Origin of the sequence: Microvirga zambiensis WSM3693 (assembly GCF_016735695.1) — a bacterium.
Lineage (GTDB): Bacteria > Pseudomonadota > Alphaproteobacteria > Rhizobiales > Beijerinckiaceae > Microvirga > Microvirga zambiensis.
The window spans coordinates 12,280-31,559 of the sequence record NZ_JAERQD010000037.1 but is presented as its reverse complement, the minus strand read 5'-3'; the positions used below and the strand labels follow the sequence as shown (position 1 = coordinate 31,559).

Genomic DNA, 19,280 nt, shown 5'->3' with positions numbered 1-19,280 from the left:
ATCCTGCTTCTGGAAATGCCGCCGTTTCGGGCGGCATTTTCATGTGTGAAGTCGGCTTGGATTTGAACGAGGCCTATCCGTTCAGAGAGGAGGCAAATCGCGCTGCCTGAATTAAGGATGCTGTAACGTAACGGCAACTCTCATGGTGCCGGGCGAGCTTCGGCAAGGCATCGGGTTTTCTCAGTTCGAGGCTCTGAGCGGACTGGATCCACGAGCGGAGTTTTGCCCGGACATCGTGACTGGCGGGACAGCACGCGATGACGGCCTCCAGGTCGAAAGCTTCGAACTATCGCCCGGAAATCCAGGGCATCCGCACCATCGGCGCTCTTCTGGTGGCTATCTTCCACATCTGGGGCGGCAGGGTCTCCGGAGGCGTGGACGTTTTCTTCGTCATTTCGGGCTTCCTGATCACAGGCTCTCTCTACAGGGAGATCAAGCGGACCGGCACCATCGATGTCTTCGCCTTCTGGGGGCGAATCGCGAAACGGATCGCACCGATGGCCTATGCGGTTCTCGCCCTCACATTGCTCGCGGCCCTGCTGTGGATGCCGCATTCGCGCCAGCAGGGTTTCCTCGTCGAAGTCGTCGCCAGCGCGCTTCAGCTCGAGAACATCAAGCTGATGATGAGCTCGGTCGATTATCTCGCGCGGGACGACGCCCCGAGCCCCGTTCAGCAGTTCTGGGCGCTGTCGGTTCAGGTGCAGTTCTACGCGATCTGGCCGTTTCTGCTTCTGGCCATCGCATGGCTTTCCCGATCGTTTCACCACGCGGCGAAGACCTGCCTCTGCGTACTGGCCGCGGTTTTCGCGGCGTCGCTGGTCTATTCGATCCTCCAGACCCGGCTCGATCCTGCGCCGACATATTTCAACACGCTGGCCCGCGTGTGGGAATTCGCGCTCGGAGGCGCTTTGGCGATCGCGCTTCCCTATCTGAATCTTCCCGCGAAGCTGCGTCTCGCTGCCGGTTGGGCAGGATTGCTCGCTGTCGTGAGCTGCGGTCTCGTTATTCCCGCGACCGCGCATTATCCCGGCTATGTTGCTCTGTGGCCGACGCTCGGCGCGGCGCTGATCGTTCTCTCGGGCGGCGGAGGAACGGCCTTCGGGGCCGACCGCATTCTGGCCTCCAGGCCACTCGTCGCGCTGGGGGACATTTCGTTCTCGTTCTATCTCTGGCACTGGCCGATCCTGGTGTTCTTCCTGATCGTCGGCGAGCGGACGCAGCTGGGTTTTGGAAGCGGCCTCCTGGTGATCGCGACGGCACTCGCAGGAGCTTATGCGACAAACCGGTGGCTCGAGCGGCCGATTCAGCGATCCTCTCTCGGCGGGCGATTTGCCTGGCAGGTTCACGCCATGGCCTTGGGGCTGGCTCTTCCGGTGATCGCTGCCGCCATCGGTTGGTTCGCTTTCAACCAACGGCAGGAAATACGCGAGGCCCTGGCACTTGAACGAAGGATGAAAGATTATCCCGGCGGCCGGATCGCAATGTCGCCGGCGACGGCCATCAAGCCGAATGTTGCACTCTTTCCGTCGGTTGCCGAAGCCAGAAGCACTGCTCCGCCTGCCTGTCGCAGCGAAGAGGGCAGTGGGACCTTCGCCTGCACTCATGGCAGGGTGAATGGGGCGCGCAAGACGATCGTTCTGACCGGCGGCGCACAGGCGGAGCAATGGCTGCCGGCGCTTGAGGTGCTCGCGTCCGGACAGCAATGGAAGATCGTCGTGCTTGCCGATCGCAACTGTCCCGCACCGGGCGAAGGAAGCGCGGAGTCGTTCTGCCCGGAATGGAGCGATGCGATCCGCGATGCCGTGCTCAAGATCCATCCGGATGTCGTGTTCACCCCGTCGACGCTGCTTCGGCGAGAGAGTGCGGAGAACATCCCGGAGAGCTCTCTCAGGATATGGCGCCAGCTCGCCGAACACGGCATCACGTTCATCGCCGTACGCCACACGCCGACGATGCGCATGGACGTCCTCGATTGCGTCGAGGACAATCGACAGGCGATTTCCAATTGCGCGGTTCCCCGTCGGCAGTTGTTCGCCGAGAACGACCCGTCCTCCCGGCTCAATCCCAAGCCGAGAAATGTCAGGTTCATCGATCTCACCGACCGGTTCTGCGACAAGGAGATCTGTCTGCCTGTCGGCGGCAATGTCCTGGCCTTCCGGGATGCGCATCACATCACGGCGGAGTATTCCCGGAGCCTCGCACGTCGGCTGGGTCTGAAGATGAGGCAGGCCCGCCCCGATCTTTTCCTGTCGGCGTCGCTGGAAGATTTGGGCGGCGACTACCCCGGCGGTGCGCATCCCATGGCGCTTGAGACGACGCTGACGCGGAATGTGCCGGTCTATCCAAGAGCGGCCGCCGTCAAGTCCAGGCACCCGAATCATTGCCAGCAGAACGAGACCCAGTCGGAGGTTCTCACCTGCGTCTATGGAGAGCTGAAGAATCCCACGAAGACCATCGCACTCGTCGGCGGTTCGCATGCCGAGCATTGGCTCCCGGCGCTCGAGAGGCTCGCGCAGGAGTACAAGTGGAGGATCGTCGCCGTTACGAAGAGCGCTTGCCAGTTCAGCACAGAGGTGGAGCGGAATCCTTCCTGCGCTCAATGGAACAGGGATGTTCAAGGGGTGCTGGTCAGGATCGGTCCGGATGCAATCTTCACCACCTCGTCGCGTCGCAGGTCTTCGACCGAGTCGATCGAGTACGTCCCGGAAGGCTATCTCGACCACTGGCGGCAGCTGGCGGACAAGGGCGTGTCCGTGATCGCAATCCGCGACAGCGCCCGGACGAAGGCCGATGCTCCCGACTGCATCGAAGCCAATCGGCACGATATCGCGAAATGTGCCGTGGCCCGCGATCAGCTGTTCGATGCAGTCGATCCCTCGACGAAGCTCGAGCCGAAGCCGAGCAATGTCAGCTTCATCGACCTCACCGACCGGTTCTGCGACGAGACGCGTTGCTATCCTGTCGGAGGGAATGTGCTCATCTTCCGGGACACGCACCATATCACGATGGAATATGCCCGCACTCTCGCCGGTCCGCTGGGTGAGCGTATGAGGCAGGTTCGTCCTGACCTGTTCCCGGGAAAGGCGGGTTAAAGACGGGTGTGGGGCTGCCTTCGGCTAGAGCCGTTGCCACTTGCGTGGAATCAGCTCCCCTCTTTGCTTTGCCGCATTTTTGACGGCGAATCGAAAAATGCTCTAGACGGAGCCAGAAGTCGACCTATGGGCTGCTGAACCTGCGAACCGCGGTCGGCAGATCCGCCATATTCAAAATGGTATGCGGCGCTCCCGCCTGCCGCAGCTTGTCAGCGTGGTCCGGTCCGCAATGCCCGCCGCCGGCAAAGCCGATCACACGCATCCCGGCGGCGAGAGCCGCCTGAACGCCGGCGGTGGAATCCTCGATCACGACGCAGTCCTCGGGACGGGCGCTCATGTGGCTTGCCGCGTGAAGAAACAGGTCGGGAGCGGGCTTGCCGCGCGCAACCTGAGTCGAGCTGAAGATGTCGTCGAACAGGTCCGCCAATCCCGTGATGCGCAACGACAAGGTGATCCGCTCCGGCACGGAGGAGGAGGCGACGCAGCGTGGATAGGGGAGGGAGAGGATGGCGTCGCGCACGCCCGCGATAGGCTTCAGGTCGGTCTCGAAGCGCTCGAACAGGATGCGGTTGAGTTTTTCGCCAAAATCATCGGGAAGCCTGCGGTTCCGCTCGGCCTCGATGCGCGAGATCATGGTTTTCAGGCTCACGCCGAGAAATTGCCGCGCAACCTCCTCTGCCGTGTAGGGAATGCCGATCTGTGTGAGAAACTCGGCATCGATCCGGCAGCTCAACACTTCCGAATCGACCAGCACGCCGTCGCAGTCGAAGATCAGCAGCATCGTATCCTCACTTGGAAAGCCGGATCGGATGAAACCCAAAAGTGCATTCCACTTTTGGGTCCGATCTCCAAGCAAAAAGGCCGCCTCGAGGGCGGCCTTCGAAGTCTTTCGTCCGTCAGCGAGGCCTTACTGCAGCTTCGTGCGCACGTCGTTGAGGCTCGAGGTCAGGAGCGACGTCGCGGTGGCGCCGGAGATCTCGTCGCGCAGCACGCGCTCGGAGGCCTTGATGGCGGCGTCGACCGCAGCGGCACGCACTTCCGCGGAGGCCTGGGCCTCGGCCTGGGCGATCTTCGCCTCGGCGGTGGCCGTGCGGCGCTTCACGAAATCGGCCATCTTCTCCTGCGCCTCGCGAGCCAGGCGCTCGGCCTCGTCGCGGGCGGTGGAGACGATTTCGGCGGCCTCGCGCTCGGCGACGGCGCGCTTGGACTCGTATTCCTTGAGAAGGCGTTCGGCGTCCTGGCGCAGGCGCTTGGCCTCTGCCAGTTCATCGGCGATCCGCTTGCCGCGGGAATCGAGCTGGCCCAGCACTTTGCCCGGCACGCCGTAGTAGAACAGGATGCCCCAGAAGATGACGAAGGCGACCGCGACCCAGAATTCAGCGCTTTGAAACATGCGGACCTCCCGATCAGGCCTTGATCTGCTTGAGAGCGGCTTCGACAGCCTGCGGGGCCGGAGCCTTGCCGGTCAGGCGCTCGATGATGGCGGAAGCGGTATCGCGGGCGATGGCATCCACGTGGCTCATGGCCTCCGCCTTCTTGGTCGTGATCGTGGCGTCGGATTCGGCAAGCCGCTGGTTCAGGTCCGCCTCAAGCGCCTTGCGCCTGGCGTCGCTCTCTGCGGCGAGCTTGGCGCGGGTTTCCTGGGCGAGGGCCTGGGCGCGGCCCTTGGCTTCGGCAAGTGCCTTCTCGTAGGCCGTGCCGGCCTCTTCCGCGCGGGATTTCATGGCAGCCGCGTCGTCGAGATCGTTGGCGATCATTGCGCGGCGGTTCTCGATGATTCCGCCCAGGCGCGGGAGGACCAGCCGTGAGAGCAGGGTGTAGAGCGCCACGAAGGTGATGGCGAGCCAGAGGAGCTGGCCACCATAGGTCTCCGTCTCGAAGGGCGGGAACCCGATATCTTCGTGAGCGCCGCCGGGGGCCTCTGTTGTGGCATGGGTCGTCTGAGCCTGAGCCATGAGCAGATCCTAAAGAACGATCCTAGAAACAATGAATGACGGCGGTGTGGCCGCCGTCACCCTTGTCGAGGCGAAGCGCTTATTATGAGCGCTCCGGCCTCCCGATCACCGCGTTGAGATTAGGTGAACAGCAGAACGAGAGCGACGACGAGGCAGAAGATGCCGAGACCTTCTGCGAGCGCCGCGCCGATGAAGGCGCGAGCGAACTGGCCGTCGGCGGCCGACGGGTTGCGCAGAGCGCCGGACAGGAAGTTACCGAAGATGTTGCCGACGCCCATGGCGGCGAGACCCATGCCAATGCAGGCGAGGCCCGCGCCGAGGTACTTAAAAGCGATCGGATCCATTGTGATCTCCTTGGGAATGCTGTGATCGGGAGGGAGGAAGGTGTAACTCGGCGCAGACCTAGTGGCCCGGGTGCAGCGCGTCGTTGAGGTAGATGCAGGTCAAGACCGTGAAGACATAGGCCTGCAGAGCGGCGACGAGGAACTCGAGCGCCATGAGAGCAACCGCCATGAGAAGCGGTAGCGGAGCGAGGATCGTCAGGGCGCCGCCGGCAGCCAGGAGGCTAACGACAAAGCCTGCGAAAACCTTCAGCGCGATGTGTCCCGCGAGCATGTTCGCGAAGAGACGCAGGCTGAGCGAAATCGGGCGGGAGAGGAACGAGATGAGCTCGATCACCACGATGAATGGCAGGAGCCAGGCCGGAACGCCCGACGGCACGAAGAGGCCGAGGAAATGGGTGCCGTGCTTCATGAAGCCGTAGGTCACCACCGTGCCGATCACGAGCAGAGCGAGCGCGAAGGTGACGATGATGTGGCTGGTGACCGTGAAGAAGCCCGGGATCATGCCGAGCAGGTTTGCCGTCAGCACGAACATGAAGAGCGAGAACACGAGGGGGAAGAACTTCATCCCCTCCTTGCCCGTGGCATCGACCAGGGTGTTGGCGACGAAGTCATGCAGGACCTCGGCCACCGACTGGGCGCGGCCCGGAACGACGGCGCGCTTGCGCGTAGCATAGAGAAGGCCGCCCACGATCACGGCGGCAGCGCCGATCATGAACAGGGACGAATTTGTGAAGTTGATGACCGGAATGATGGGCTTGATCTGGAATTGTTCGATCGGGCTCGCCATGATCCGCTCTCAAAGTTCGCTGTTGTCCAATGCCGTTCGGCGTTCGAAAGCCTTAAGTCCGTTACCGCTTGTCGTCATACCGGGCGGATTTGACCATCCCGGCCGCTCGCATCAGGTTGAGCATCCCGGCACAGAAGCCGAGTATCAGACAAATGATCAGACCCCAAGGGGATGTCCCGAACAGGCGATCGACAAGCCAACCCAGAATCCCGCCGGCGGCAACTCCTGCAACGAATTCGGCCGAGAGCCTGAAGGCTTGGCCGAGGGCGCTGGAATCTGACGTCGGACGGGCACGAGGCTCGGATTCGGCTCGCTGCGCGGATGCTTGGGAGATCCGCGCGTCGAGCGACTTCAACCTCGCTGACAGGTCGGCATCGTCGGTGCTGTCCGGTTTCCGCTCATTTCCACCGTTCCGCTCTTGAGGGTCCGCCATTGCGATCTCCTTTGAAGCGATGCGGGAAGATGCTTGGAAGCCAGCCCCGAAAGCCGGGCGCACCATATGAGCGGGGGTCCCCCCTGTCAAGGACCGACTGAAAAGATCTAAGTCTTTGAAAATTCTAAAGTATTGGTGTTTTTGGGTGTGCTGGACCTGGAAGCGCACATGTTTTTGAGGCCGAAGCATGGCGGAGGCCTGAAAGCCTTACGGCATCGGACCTAGAAGTGGATTCCACTTCTAGGATCCATCCGATGCCTCTCTTCTGGGCTGGCGCATCGTCCGGGGCCGACCCAACGGGCCGCGTTAGCGAAAACCGGGGCCACTTTTCGGCACGATGCGCTAGGCTACCTCAAGAATGCGCTCTGCGCTCTGCAGATCGACGGAGACCAGCTGCGAGACGCCGCGCTCGGCCATGGTGACGCCGAAGAGCCGGTCCATCCGCGCCATGGTGATCGGGTTGTGGGTGATGACCACGAACCGGGTCTCGGTCTGGCGCGCCATATCCTCGAGAAGGGCGCAATAGCGCTCCACGTTGGCGTCGTCGAGCGGCGCGTCGACCTCGTCGAGCACGCAGATCGGCGAGGGATTCGTGAGGAACACCGCGAAGATCAGGGCCGTGGCGGTGAGCGCCTGCTCGCCGCCGGAGAGCAGGGTCATGCTCTGGGGCTTCTTGCCTGGCGGGCGGGCGAGGATTTCGAGGCCGGCTTCCAGCGGATCGTCCGAATCGACCAGGGTCAGCTCGGCCGTGCCGCCGCCGAAGAGAGTCGTGAAGAGGCGCTTGAAATGGTCGTTCACCACGTCGAAGGCGGCGAGCAGGCGCTCGCGGCCTTCGCGGTTGAGGCTGCCGATCGCCTGGCGCAGGCGCTTGATGGCTTCGACAAGGTCGTCCCGCTCGCCGGCGATGTTGTTGTATTTGGTTTCGAGCTCGGTGAGCTCCTCGTCGGCGCGCAGGTTCACGGCGCCGAGGCGTTCCCGGTCGTTCTTGAGGGAGTGGAGCTTCGATTCGATCTCCGCGTGGGGCGGAAGCTCGGTCACCTCCCTGAGGCCTGCGAGCTCGATCAGGCCGGCCGGGGTCGTCTCCAGGTTCTCCGCGATATTGCGGGTGATCTCGGCGAGGCGAGCGACGGCCGCCTCGTGGCGGGCCTGCGATCCGGCGCGGGCCTCACGGGCCGCTGACAGTGCCTCCAGGGCCGCGCGGGCGGCGCGGTCGGTCTCGGCGAGGCCGGTCTCCGCATCGGCGAGGCGGTCGGCGGCTTCCTTGCGCTTCGCCTCCGCCTGCTCGACCTCCGCGATCAGGGCGCGGCGGCGCTGCAGATAGGTGTCGGGCGCCTCCAGCAGGCGCTGATGCTCGTCCTGAGCGCGCTCCAGGCGCTCGCCCAGATCCTCGAAGGCCCTGGCGGCACGGGCGACGCGCTCGGTCCAGAGGCGGATGTCGGAGGCCAGAGCGTCTTGCCGGCGCCGGCGCAGTTCGGCCTCGTGCATGAGGGATTGCAGGGCGGCGCGCGCCTCGGAGGCTGCGGCCCGGCGCTCGGCGACGCGGGTGCGCTCCTCTAGCAGGCGGCTTTCGAGATCCGGCGCGGGGGCGAGGTCCTGCAGGGCTTCTTGTGCATCCTGCACGCGCTCCAGCGCCTCCGCCTCGCTCTCGGAGAGGCGGGTCAGGCCTTCCTGCAGGGCCGAGCGGCGCTGGCCGAGCTCGGCTTCCTTGCGCTCGGCCGCCACCAGCCGGGTCCTCGCGGCGTCGAGCGCCTGCCGGGTCTGTCGGGCGGCCTCGATGGCCTGCATCTCGTGCGAAGCCGCCTTGCGGACGGTCTCGAGTGCGGCTTCCGCCTCGCGGCGCAGGTGCTCGGCCTGTTCGCGGGCTTCCGCCGCCTCGCGTTCCAGATCGCCAAGGCGGTTCTTTTCCGCCAAGCGACGGGCGGCGGGCGAGGGCGCTTCGGCGGCCGCCGTAAAGCCGTCCCAGCGCCACAGGTCGCCTTCCATGGAGACGAGCCGCTGGCCGGGCTTCAGGAGCCCACGCAGGCGAAGGCCGTCTTCCTTGCTCACCACGCCGATCTGGCGCAGGCGGCGTTGCAGTTGCGCCGGCGCCTGGGCGAGGTCGGCAAGCGAGGAAACGCCCTCCGGCAGGGAGGGATCGCCCTCACCGGAGGTGGTCTCGGCCCAATGATGCGGGGCCGAAGGGTTGATCGAGGCTTCGAGATCGTCGCCAAGCGCTGCACCGAGCGCCGTCTCGTAGCCCTTCTGGACCGTGATCTGGTCGACCGCCGGTGGCCAGAGGTCGCCGGTGGCGGAGGTGACGAGCTTGGCAAGCGTGCGCGCCTCGGTTTCGAGCCGCTGCGCCTTGCGCTCGGCCTCGTTGACGGGCTGGCGCAGGCGGTTTTCCGCCTCCCGGGCGGCCGCAAGGATCTCGCGAGCCTCGATCACCGATTCCTCGGCGCTCTGGGCGGTTTCCTCGGCAATCGCCGCTTCCTCGCGCATGTCGTCGAGCGACGGCCCGTCCTCCGGCGAGGCCGAGAGCGCCGCGATGTCGCGCTCCAAGCGCTCTTTTTCGGATCGGAAACGGGAGGCGCGCTCCATCTCCTCGCGCACGGCGCGTTCCAGGGCGGCGCGGCGGGCATTGAGGTCGGAGGTCTGGGCCTGAAGGGCGCTTAAAGCCGCTTCGGCCTCGGCCAGTTCGGCCTCGGCGGCCTGAAGGCGCTCATTGGCCTCGGCGCGGGCATCGTCGGCTCCGTCCGTGGTGAGCGCGATCTCGGCAGCCTCGGATTGCAGGCGCTCGATGGTGGCCTCGGCATCCGTGCGCTGGGCCGCCTCGCGGGCGATGTCGCGGTTGAGGTCGCCGATATGGCGCTCCAGCTCGACCACCCGCTCCTTGGAGCGGCGCTCTTCCGATTCGAGCTCGTTGCGGGCATGGGTCAGGCGCTGCAGGGCCGCCGCGGCCGCGGCCTCTTCCTGCCGCAGGGCCGGGATGCCATGGGCGGAAACGGCCTGGGCGGTGGCGGAGCGGGTCTGCTCCTCGGTGGCGTCGGCAACCGCCTTTAGATCCTCGGCGACCTGGCGCTCGGCCGTCGCGGCCTGATCCCGCGCCTCGGCGAAGCTGATGGCATAGACCAGGGCTTCGAGCCGGCGGATCTCGGCGGACAGGTTCTTGTAGCGCGAGGCCTGGCGGCCCTGGCGCTTCAGGCTTTCGATCTGGCTCTCGAGCTCCCGGATCACGTCCTCGACGCGCACCAGGTTGTCCTCGGCGGCCTTGAGGCGCAGCTCGGCCTCGTGCCGGCGGGCATGAAGGCCGGCGATGCCGGCGGCATCTTCGAGAATGCGGCGGCGGGCCTGGGGCTTGGCGGAGATGATCTCGCTGATCTGGCCCTGGCGGACGAGAGCCGGCGAGCGGGCGCCGGTGGCGGCGTCGGCGAAGAGGATCTGCACGTCGCGGGCGCGCACTTCCTTGCCGTTGACCCGATAGGTCGAGCCTTCCTCGCGCTCGATCTTGCGCGAGATTTCAAGCAGATCGGTATCGTTGAAGGCGGCAGGCGCCGTGCGCTCGCCGTTGTCGATGGTGAGCATCACCTCGGCCCAGTTGCGGGCCGGGCGCCCCCCGGAGCCGGAGGAGCCCGAGAAGATGACGTCGTCCATCCCCGTGGCGCGCATGTTCTTGTGGGAGTTCTCTCCCATGACCCAGCGCAGGGCCTCGACGAGGTTGGACTTGCCGCAGCCGTTCGGGCCGACGACGCCGGTCAGCCCCGGCTCGATCAGGAAGTCGGTGGGCTCGACGAAGGTCTTGAAGCCGGCGATGCGAAGGCGCGTCAGCTTCATGGACGCGCCTTCCCGTCCCGCCCGGGAAGGGCAGGGTGAAGGAGCTTATTCGCCCAAGAGAGGCTTGATGACCTTTTCAATCTCATCGATCGACAGGCTTCCAGGATGACGCTGACCATTGATGAAGAAAGTCGGCGTGGAGTCCACACGGAACTGCTCAATACCCCGGTTCTTCACCGCGTTGACTGCGTCATATAGTTTCTGGTCCTTGAGGCAAGCGTCAAATTTTTCCTGTGAAAAACCCGCCTGGCGCATCAGCCCGCGCAGGGCGTCCAGCGGCTTGTCCACAAAAGCCCAGTTGCGCTGCTGCTCGAACAGCAGGTCCGTGATCAGATAATATTTGTCGTTGCCGTCGCAGCGGGCGAGCATGAAGCCGGCGGTCGCGAGCGGGTCGAGCGGGAATTCGCGCAGGACGAAGCGGATCTTGCCGGTATCGATGTAGCGCTTCTTCAGCTCGGGCCAGGTCGTCTTGTGGAAATTGGCGCAGTGGGAGCAGGTCATCGAGGCGTATTCGATGATCGTCACCTTGGCGTTTTCCGGGCCGAGAGCCACATCGCCGAGGGGGCCGGGGACCGCGAGGTCCGATACGGCCACGTTCTGGGCAAGCGCCGGCAGGCTCGTGGCGAGATAGGCGGCCGCGGCTGCGGTCCCGAGAAGCTGAAGCGTCTGGCGCCGGGTGATCATCGTGGAAAGGCTCCTGAAGAGATTTCGTCCTGCGGTAGAATGCCTTGCCATTCCTGGCAAGCGCCAACCATGTCACGCTTTCGTGCTTGAACGGGAGCTGACGATGGCCTGTCCGAGCCGGTCGAGAGCAGCCCTCAGGGATTCCTCCTCGATGGGCTCGACCGCCCTGCCGACCTTCGCCCGATCCGCCGGGGTGAGAACGGGCGGGGGCGGGCGCTTGGTTTCCACCCGCCGAACCGGGCCTTGCTTCAAGACGAGCTTCCCGATGCAGCGCCAGCCGTAATAGGTGTTCACCCGGTCGATGACGGTCGGCGCGAGGTGCTGCATCTCGAGGGCGAAGGCGCTCTCGACCCTGATCACCAGGGTCGCCGGGTCGGGCCGCGCTTCCGGATCGGCATGGGGGCTTTTGCGTTTCCACTCGATCTTGAGCGGCTGGGTGAAGGCGGAAAGCCGCTCGCCGACAATATCGGGCCAGGCCATGATGACGTCCGACGTGGCAAAGCCTTGCGCCGCCAGGCTCGGGGACAGGCAGACGTCGAGAAACTCGGCGAGGGGGCGGGCAAGAGGTCTTGGTCGTCTCAATGGGGCCTCTGTCGTCTCATGTTGAATGTCCAAAAGCCGCGTTGGAATATGCGCTATAGAACGCTATTGCCAATTCCATGTTAACGCCCGCCGCGAGCGCGACCAAGCCCGACCCGCAGGATCTTCTCGCCTGGTACGACCGTCACCGGCGCGATCTGCCGTGGCGTGCCAGGCCGGGCGAAACCGCGGACCCTTACCGCGTCTGGCTCTCCGAGATCATGCTGCAGCAGACGACCGTGGCGGCAGTCCGGTCCTATTACCTGAATTTTCTGGAGCGTTTCCCCTCTGTCGAGGCCCTTGCCGAGGCGCCGAGCGAGGCGGTGATGCATGCCTGGGCGGGGCTCGGCTATTATTCCCGCGCCCGCAATCTCCATGCCTGCGCCAAGGCGGTCATAGAGAAGCACGACGGACGCTTTCCCTCGACCGAGGCGGAGCTGCTGAAGCTTCCCGGCATCGGCGCCTATACGGCGGCGGCGGTGGCGGCGATCGCCTTCGACGAGAAAGCGGCGGCGGTGGACGGCAATGTGGAGCGAGTCGTCTCCCGCATCTACATGGTCGAGGAGCCGCTGCCGAAGGCCAAGCCTTTGATTCGTGCGCTGACGGAAGAGCTGGTACCTGCGGACCGGCCCGGCGATTTCGCGCAGGCCGTCATGGATCTCGGCGCCACGATCTGCACGCCCAAGCGCCCGGCCTGCGCGCTCTGCCCGTGGATGGTGCCCTGCAAGGCGCGCGCGGAAGGTCTGCAGGAGAGCTTTCCGCGTAAGCAGAAGAAGGAGAGCGGGCAGCTGCGCAAGGGCGCAGCCTTCGTGGTCCTGCGCGCCGACGACACGATCCTGCTCCGCACACGCCCGCCGCTCGGCCTGCTCGGCGGCATGGCCGAGCCGCCGACGAGCGAATGGGTGCCGGACTACCAGCCCTCCCGCGCGGTGCTCGACGCTCCCATCGAGGCGCGCTGGCAGCGGCTCCCCGGCACGGTGAAACACGTCTTCACCCATTTCCCGCTGGAGCTGACGGTGCTCTTCGCCAAGGTCGCAAAAGGCACGCCTGCGCCAGAGGACATGCGCTGGACGCCGCGCCTTCAGCTGCACGAGGAGGCATTGCCCGGCGCCATGAAGAAGGTGCTCGTGCATGCGCTGGGGGATATTCCGGGGCCGAAGGGAAAGAGCGAGAAGCAGGCGAAGGGTGCGTGAGGTCGCCTCTTTCTTCCACGTCATGGCCGGGCTTGTCCCGGCCATCCCGATCCTGAAAAACGCTGCGTCTTACTGATCGAGATCACCGGCACAAGGCCGGTGATGACGTGGTGGGAGAAGGGGAGAGAAGAGGCATCTCACCCGCCCACCAGCGCCTTCTGGTTCTGCTTGAACAAAGCCGCCAGCGCGTTCGCCACCCGCGTCACGTTCGGGCGGTTGCGGCTGCGGCGATGCATGACGAGGAAGACGTCCTCGATCAGGTCGCCTTCGGGCTTTACCACCTGGATGAGGTCCGGGTCCGAATCGCCGAGCCAGCAGGGGAGGAAGGCGGCGCCCAGGCCCGCCTTTGCCGCCTGGTAGCGGATAGGCATGTCGCCGATGCGGGCGGCGATTGTGCGGCCCTGCGCGAACTCCGCCACATAGGCGGCCTGTCGCGACAGCGTCGGGTCCTCCGGCGGCGCGATGACGGCGGTCGGGTTCTCGTCACGGGCATACATGGCGAAGGCGATCTGGCCGATCTTGCGCGCGACGAGATCGTCGGTGCCCTCCGGCAGGGACCGCATCCTGAGCCCGATATCGGCCTCGCCGGAGGCGAGATCGAGCCGCTGCCGGGTCGGGATGTAAGCGATCTCCACGGGAGTCGCCGCCTCGTGCAAAGCCGTGGAATGCAGCGACAGAAAGAGGGTCACCGAGGCGGTCGCCGTGATCCGCACCGGTGCGTCCGGGTCGGGGCGGTAGGCAGCCGCGGTGCGCGAGACGATGGCGGCAGCGTCGCCCATGGGGGCGGCGGCCTCGAACACGGCCTGTCCGGCCTCCGTCAGGTCGAGATTGTTCGGGCCGCGCTGAAACAGCGAGATCCCCAAGGTTTCCTCGAGCACCTTGATGCGCCGCGCGACCGTCGGCTGGCTCTGGCCGAGCGCCTTCGCGGCGGAGTTCATCGATCCATGAGCCACCACGGCGAGAAAGATCCGCAGATCGTCCCAGGACGGTTCGGTGAGGGCGAGACGGAAGGGATCGAGAGACGAAGAAGCCATGAGATGATGCTAAAGCGCCGGGCCGGGTCCGGCATAGGGGGAATGTTCCAGGACATGCCGCAGCATCGCGCAAAGCCCTGAAGCCCGCAGCCCGCCAGGAGCGTGGGAGAGGTCTTCAGTTTTGATGAGGAATTGGGAAAGGCATCGAGCAACGAAACTCTTACGTCATGGCCGGCACAAGGCCGGTGATGACGTAAGTGGGTGTCAATCCCAGCGACCCACAGGCGGGCGAAATATACCCATCAGCTCAGTGCCGGCTTCGGCTTGAGCCGAGTGATCGCCGGAGCGCGAGCTGGCGCATGAAGCGCCTTGGCTTTCAGATATCTGTCACCCGCCGTCTCGCAATGCCAGGGCAGGGTGCCCGCCGGCAGATACTGGCCTAAGGCATCAAGCGCGAGCATCGCGACGGTCACGACCGCGACGATCACGACCGCGACGGCGGAGGCCTGGCTCGCAAGGCCCGCTTCTTCGAGATTGTAGAGCACCACGCCGATGGTTTCCGTTCCCGCAGACCAGAGAAGGGCGGAGACCGTCAACTCGCTGAAGGCGAGCAGGAAGGCCATCAGGCCGCCTGCGACGGCAGCCGGCAGCAGCGACGGCAGAACGATGTCGACAAGCCGCTGCGTAAGGCGCGCGCCGTCGATGGCGGCGGCTTCTTCCTGCGCCATGTCGACCTGTTCCATGCCCGCGAGCACGGGCTTCAACGTCACCGACAGGAAGCGGGCGAGATAGGCGAAGACGATGATCCACGGCGTCGCATAGAGCGAGACGCCGACGAGCGGCAGCGGCTTCAAGAACAGCAGGATGCACGCGATGGCGAGCACGATGCCGGGCAGCACGTAAGATATCTCGAGAAGAGCGATTGCCGCCGTTCGTCCGTAAGCCATCAGGCGCACGAGGCCATAAGCCAGCGGCACGGACAGGATCGCCAGCAGGCCTGCGGCGCCGCCTGCGTAGAGCAGCGAATTCGTGAACGCCCGGATCGTCACGTCCTGCCGCGCCAGCACCTCGGTGAAGTTGTCGAGGGTGATCGTCGCGAGGTTGAGGGGCATGCCGTAGGACGGCACGAGCGCCGATGCCAGCAGGGACAGCATCGGCAGAACGAGGGTGAGGCCGATGACCAGGGCGACGATGGTCTCTGTTGCCGCACGCCCACGGCCGAGCGGCCAGAACGGCTGCAGCGGCGCATCCTCTTCAAGATGCACGCTGCTCCGGCGCATCAGCAACTGGCTCGCCGCGACGCAGACGATGGCGATGACGGCAACGAGAAGGCCGAGTGCGGCCACATCGCTTAAGGTTCCCGTGCCGAAACTCGACAGGCGGCGATAGATGAGAACCGGCAGCGTGAGATAATTCACCGGCGCCCCGAGAAGCGCCGGAATGCCGAAATTGCCGATGCCGGCGACGAAGGCGAGCAGCGCCGCGCCGACGAGATGCGGGCGCAGCAGCGGCAGAAGATGATCGGTGACGATCCGCATCGGATGCGCACCATCGATGCGTGCAGCCTCGACGACGGCGGAGGGAATGCGCTTCAGACCCGCGCTCATCACCACATAGACGAGGGGTGCGTGATGCAGCCCTATCACGAGCACGATGCCGCCGCGTCCGAGCATCGGATTGGCGCTCCCCGCTTGCGGCGCAAGGCCGATGGTGTTGAGGATCGGCGAAGCGGGACCGGCGAGATGCAGGAAGGCGAGTGCCATCACCTGCGGCGAGATCATCACCGACAACACGAAGAGAAACGAGACGAGGCGTCGTCCGCGCATGTCGGTGACGCCGAGCGCGAAGGCCATGACGACGCCGAGCGGCACGGCGATCAGGCTCGACAGGAACGCGGTCTCGAGGGTCGCACGCGTCGCATTGACGGCGGATCTGCTCGACAGGGCGGCGAGCGCAGCATCGGGATTGAACACGCCGCCTGGAGCCAGCGCCGTCAGCAGCAGCCGTGCGGCGGGCAGAACGTCGAAGGCGAAGACGATCAGAACGACGAGAGCGAGAAGGCCGAAACCTCCCCGCTCCAGGAACGATCTGCTCGGTGTGGAACGTCTCACTGTCCGAAGATGTCGGCAAAGGCCGCCTTGTTCTTGGTCTCGTCGGCAAGCGCTTTTGCCGCATCGAAGCTCATGACCTTGATCTCACCGCGCGCGGGATAGCCGGCGGGCAGCGCGACGGCCGGATGGGCTGCGATGTAGCCCTGCTTCAGCGCCAGCTCCTGCCCCTCCTTCGAGAGCACGAAATCGACGAAGGCGCGCGCGGCGTCGGCGTTCTTGGTGGTCTTGAGGATTGCAACCGGCTCGGACACGGCCGACACGCCTTCCTTCGGGAACACGAACTCGATCGATGCGCCCTTGGCCTTCTCGCGGATCGGCATGTAGTCGACGATCACGCCATAGAGCTTCTGGCCGCCGGCCACCTGCTTGAGCACGTCGCCGTTGCCGCCGCCGGCGACCGCGTCGTTGTCCTTGAGCGCCTCGTAATATTTCCAGCCGCCTTCGACATTGCCCGTGAGCGTCGCGGCATGGATGAGCGCGGCGCCGGAAGTGAGCGGGCTCGGCATCACGAGCTGGCCCTTGACCTCGGGCTTGGTGAGATCGGCCCAGGAGGCCGGCTTGAACGAGGCCTTGGTGTTGTAGGCGATGCCGGTGGTGATCAGCTTGGTGGCGAACCAGAATTTTTGAGGGTCGTGGATGCCGGCGGGATAGGCGGAGACGTCCGCCTTCTCGTGCGCCAGGAGCCGGCCTTCCTTCTTCAGGCCTTCCATGGTGACGCTGTCGGCGATCAGCAGCACGTCGGCCTGGGGCTGCCCGGCTTCGAACTCGGCGCTCAGCTTGGCGAGGATCTTTGGCGTGCCGTCGCGGACGAAGGTCACGTTGACGCCTGGGTTCTTCGCCTTGAAGGCGTCGATCGTCTGCTGGGCGTCGGTGTTGGGCTGGCTCGTATAGAGAACGAGATTGCCGGCAAGCCCTTGTGCCTGCGCGAAAGCGGGCACGAGAACGGCAAGCAGGGGCAAAATGCGCTTCATGGACACGGGGCGATCCCTCTCTCTAGGTAAGGCTTCCCCGCGCTAGCGGTGTTGGATGACGCCTCTGTGACGAAAAGCTAGCGCATCGTGCGGAAAAGTGGACCCGGTTCTCCGCCCCGAACGATGCGCCAGTTAAGCTGAGCATCGGGATTGATCCCAAAAGTGGTTTCCACTTTTGGCCCGATGCTTTGGCGCGGCAAAGCAAAAAGGGCCAGCGCACGGCCAGCCCTTTAACAGATTTGAGATGTCGCTGGAAACCCTTTAGGCCGCCAGCTCCGCCCGCACCTTGGCGCGGAACTCGTCGATGGAGACGAGCTGCCCCTTTCGTTCCACGTTCCAGAAGGTCCAGCCGTTGCAGGAAGGAAATCCTTGGGTCAGTGCGCCGATCTTGTGGATCGAGCCGACGATGGCGCCGAGTGCGAGCGTTCCGTCGGCGCGCACCACCGCCTTGTGGCGGCGGCGCTCGTCGACCAGGGTTTCGCCGGCCTTCACGTGGCCGGCCTCGATGAGCGACAGGAAGGGCACGCGCACTTCCGTGCGCTTTTCCGGCGCCGCGGCAATCGACACATCCGAGAGCGGCTCGACCGCATCGATGCGCTTGCGCGCAGCCTTGGCGTAGATCGGATCGCGCTCGAGGCCGATGAAGTTGCGCCCGAGCATCTTGGCGATTGCGCCGGTCGTGCCTGAGCCGAAGAAGGGATCGAGCACCACGTCGCCGGGATTGGACGAAGACAGCAGAACGCGGGCGAGCAGGGCGCCCGGCTTCTGCGTCGGGTGCACTTTCCGTCCCTGCTCATCCTTCAGGCGCTCGTCGCCGGTGCAGATCGGGATGAACCAGTCCGAGCGCATCTGCACGTCTTCATTGCCGGCTTTGAGCGCGTCGTAATGGAAGGTGTAACCCTTCGAATCGGCGCCCTTCGAGGCCCAGATCATGGTCTCGTGCGCATTGGTGAAGCGGCGGCCCTTGAAGTTCGGCATCGGATTGGCCTTGCGCCACACGATGTCGTTCAGGATCCAGAAATCGAGATCCTGGAGGGCTGCGCCCACGCGAAAAATGTTGTGATAGGAGCCGATCACCCAGAGCGTCGCGTTCTTCTTCATCACGCGGCGCACGGCGAGGAGCCAGGCGCGGGTGAACGCGTCGTAATCGGCAAAGCTCGCGAACTTGTCCCAGTCGTCGTCGACCGCATCGACGAGGCTCTGGTCGGGGCGCGTCAGCGCCTGTTCGAGCTGCAGATTGTAGGGCGGATCCGCGAAGACCACGTCGACGCTCTCAGGGGGAAGCTTCTCCAGATTGGCGATGCAGTCGCCGAGAAGAATCTCATTGAGAGGAAGAGAGGGCGGCAGAACGGAGAGAGGCGCTTGACGCCTCGTCCGAGGTGCCGACGCAGCCCGCCCGGTACGCGAGACATGGATCCGGGAGGCGGCGCCAGCAACCCCGGTACGCGAGGTACCCATGGGTGATCACCGGTTACGCAACTGACACTCCGGATCATGATGGGATAGGGTAAAGAGGAGGTTTCCAAACCTGCCGAAATCCAAATATTTTGGATCGGCAAAACTTGCCTACGCTTTGAAAAGATTGAGGTATTTCGTTAATCAGCGTTAAGGGAGGTTACAGATCCAGTAACCCTTGGCGCAATGGTGAGAAACTCAGGCGATGGAAGGGGCACGGACCCTCGCTCGCGATCACCGTGAGATGCGCCTTCGTCGAGTAGCCCGCGTTGCTGGCAAAACCATAGGCGGGATAAGCCTCTCCGAGCCGCGCCATCATGCGGTCGCGAACCACTTTCGCGACGATCGAGGCCGCCGCGATCGAGGCGATCAGCGAATCACCCTTGATGATGGCTTCCGTCGCGCAGGGAAGGTGCGGCGGATCGTTGCCGTCGACGAAGGCGATGTCCGGCGTGCAGGGCAGGGCGGCGAGTGCCCTGCACATGGCGAGCAGCGAGGCCTGCCGGATGTTGATGGTGTCGATCTCCCGATGCGACACAGACGCGATGCCCACACGGGACGTCGCCATGATCTCGGCGAACAGAACCTCGCGCCGCGCCGCGGTGAGCGCCTTCGAATCGGCCAGACCCTGCGGCACTTTCGCGAGATCGAGCACCACCGCCGCCGACACCACCGGCCCCGCCAGCGGGCCGCGTCCGACCTCGTCGAGCCCGGCAATGCAGGTATAGCCCTGCGCACGGGCGGCATGCTCGCGGTCGAGGCCGAGGTCGGGGAGGCGAGGAGCGCGAATCGGTGCGGTCATGTGTGGATGAAAGCGGGAAGGGAGTGACTTTGTCATCCCCGATGAGCTGATAGGAGAGTCGCAGGCCGCTCGCCGTCATCCCCGGGCTCG

General features: G+C 64.9%; 16 protein-coding genes. 2 read left to right on the top strand and 14 right to left on the bottom strand.

Annotation, left to right across the window (positions count from 1 at the left end; genetic code table 11):
• The first annotated feature begins 257 nt into the window (after positions 1-257).
• Positions 258-3,092: an acyltransferase family protein gene (locus JKL46_RS23260; protein ID WP_201837850.1), complete on the top strand. Its 2,835-nt coding sequence runs from the start codon at positions 258-260 to the stop codon at positions 3,090-3,092.
• Between the two features lie 124 nt (positions 3,093-3,216).
• On the opposite strand, the gene JKL46_RS23255 is transcribed toward JKL46_RS23260, so the two are convergent.
• The 9 genes from JKL46_RS23255 to JKL46_RS23215 form a co-directional block, all read right to left on the bottom strand.
• Entirely contained in the window at positions 3,217-3,873 is a 657-nt protein-coding gene (locus JKL46_RS23255) for an HAD family hydrolase (RefSeq protein WP_201837848.1), read from the bottom strand.
• 126 nt (positions 3,874-3,999) lie between these two features.
• On the bottom strand, positions 4,000-4,485 hold the full coding sequence (locus JKL46_RS23250; protein ID WP_201837846.1) for a F0F1 ATP synthase subunit B family protein: 486 nt from the start codon (positions 4,483-4,485) through the stop codon (positions 4,000-4,002).
• 13 nt (positions 4,486-4,498) lie between these two features.
• Positions 4,499-5,047 carry a F0F1 ATP synthase subunit B family protein gene (locus tag JKL46_RS23245; RefSeq protein ID WP_201837844.1) on the bottom strand — a complete coding sequence of 183 codons (549 nt, stop codon included), beginning with the start codon at positions 5,045-5,047 and terminating at the stop codon, positions 4,499-4,501.
• Positions 5,048-5,166: 119 nt separating this feature from the next.
• Complete coding sequence (locus JKL46_RS23240) at positions 5,167-5,391, bottom strand: F0F1 ATP synthase subunit C (protein ID WP_099508815.1); 225 nt, start codon at positions 5,389-5,391, stop codon at positions 5,167-5,169.
• Positions 5,392-5,449: 58 nt separating this feature from the next.
• On the bottom strand, positions 5,450-6,178 hold the full coding sequence (locus tag JKL46_RS23235; protein WP_201837842.1) for a F0F1 ATP synthase subunit A: 729 nt from the start codon (positions 6,176-6,178) through the stop codon (positions 5,450-5,452).
• Between the two features lie 61 nt (positions 6,179-6,239).
• A complete protein-coding gene (locus tag JKL46_RS23230) occupies positions 6,240-6,611 on the bottom strand; it encodes an AtpZ/AtpI family protein (RefSeq protein WP_201837926.1) in 372 nt (123 codons plus the stop codon).
• A 342-nt stretch (positions 6,612-6,953) separates the two neighbouring features.
• Positions 6,954-10,421 (bottom strand): chromosome segregation protein SMC, encoded by a 3,468-nt coding sequence (gene smc / locus JKL46_RS23225; RefSeq protein ID WP_201837840.1) that lies wholly within the window; start codon positions 10,419-10,421, stop codon positions 6,954-6,956.
• Between the two features lie 45 nt (positions 10,422-10,466).
• The gene (locus JKL46_RS23220; RefSeq protein WP_201837837.1) at positions 10,467-11,105 is read right to left on the bottom strand and encodes a DsbA family protein; all 639 of its coding nucleotides are present in this window, start codon (positions 11,103-11,105) and stop codon (positions 10,467-10,469) included.
• A gap of 72 nt (positions 11,106-11,177) precedes the next feature.
• Positions 11,178-11,687, bottom strand: coding sequence for a DUF721 domain-containing protein (locus JKL46_RS23215; protein ID WP_201837835.1), 510 nt, complete (start codon positions 11,685-11,687; stop codon positions 11,178-11,180).
• A gap of 77 nt (positions 11,688-11,764) precedes the next feature.
• Between JKL46_RS23215 and mutY the strand changes: the two genes are divergently transcribed.
• Complete coding sequence (gene mutY / locus JKL46_RS23210) at positions 11,765-12,877, top strand: A/G-specific adenine glycosylase (RefSeq protein ID WP_201837832.1); 1,113 nt, start codon at positions 11,765-11,767, stop codon at positions 12,875-12,877.
• A gap of 137 nt (positions 12,878-13,014) precedes the next feature.
• On the opposite strand, the gene JKL46_RS23205 is transcribed toward mutY, so the two are convergent.
• The 5 genes from JKL46_RS23205 to JKL46_RS23185 all read right to left on the bottom strand — a co-directional run bounded on the left by JKL46_RS23205 (position 13,015) and on the right by JKL46_RS23185 (position 19,190).
• On the bottom strand, positions 13,015-13,911 hold the full coding sequence (locus JKL46_RS23205) for a LysR family transcriptional regulator (protein WP_201837830.1): 897 nt from the start codon (positions 13,909-13,911) through the stop codon (positions 13,015-13,017).
• A 242-nt stretch (positions 13,912-14,153) separates the two neighbouring features.
• A complete protein-coding gene (locus JKL46_RS23200) occupies positions 14,154-15,962 on the bottom strand; it encodes an ABC transporter permease subunit (RefSeq protein ID WP_201837828.1) in 1,809 nt (602 codons plus the stop codon).
• Positions 15,959-16,933 (bottom strand): ABC transporter substrate-binding protein, encoded by a 975-nt coding sequence (locus JKL46_RS23195; protein ID WP_201837826.1) that lies wholly within the window; start codon positions 16,931-16,933, stop codon positions 15,959-15,961. The genes JKL46_RS23200 and JKL46_RS23195 overlap by 4 nt, the downstream gene beginning before the upstream one ends.
• Positions 16,934-17,194: 261 nt before the next feature.
• The gene (locus JKL46_RS23190) at positions 17,195-18,391 is read right to left on the bottom strand and encodes a site-specific DNA-methyltransferase (protein ID WP_246529479.1); all 1,197 of its coding nucleotides are present in this window, start codon (positions 18,389-18,391) and stop codon (positions 17,195-17,197) included.
• Between the two features lie 157 nt (positions 18,392-18,548).
• Positions 18,549-19,190 (bottom strand): ribonuclease HII, encoded by a 642-nt coding sequence (locus JKL46_RS23185; protein WP_201837824.1) that lies wholly within the window; start codon positions 19,188-19,190, stop codon positions 18,549-18,551.
• Positions 19,191-19,280 lie beyond the last annotated feature (90 nt).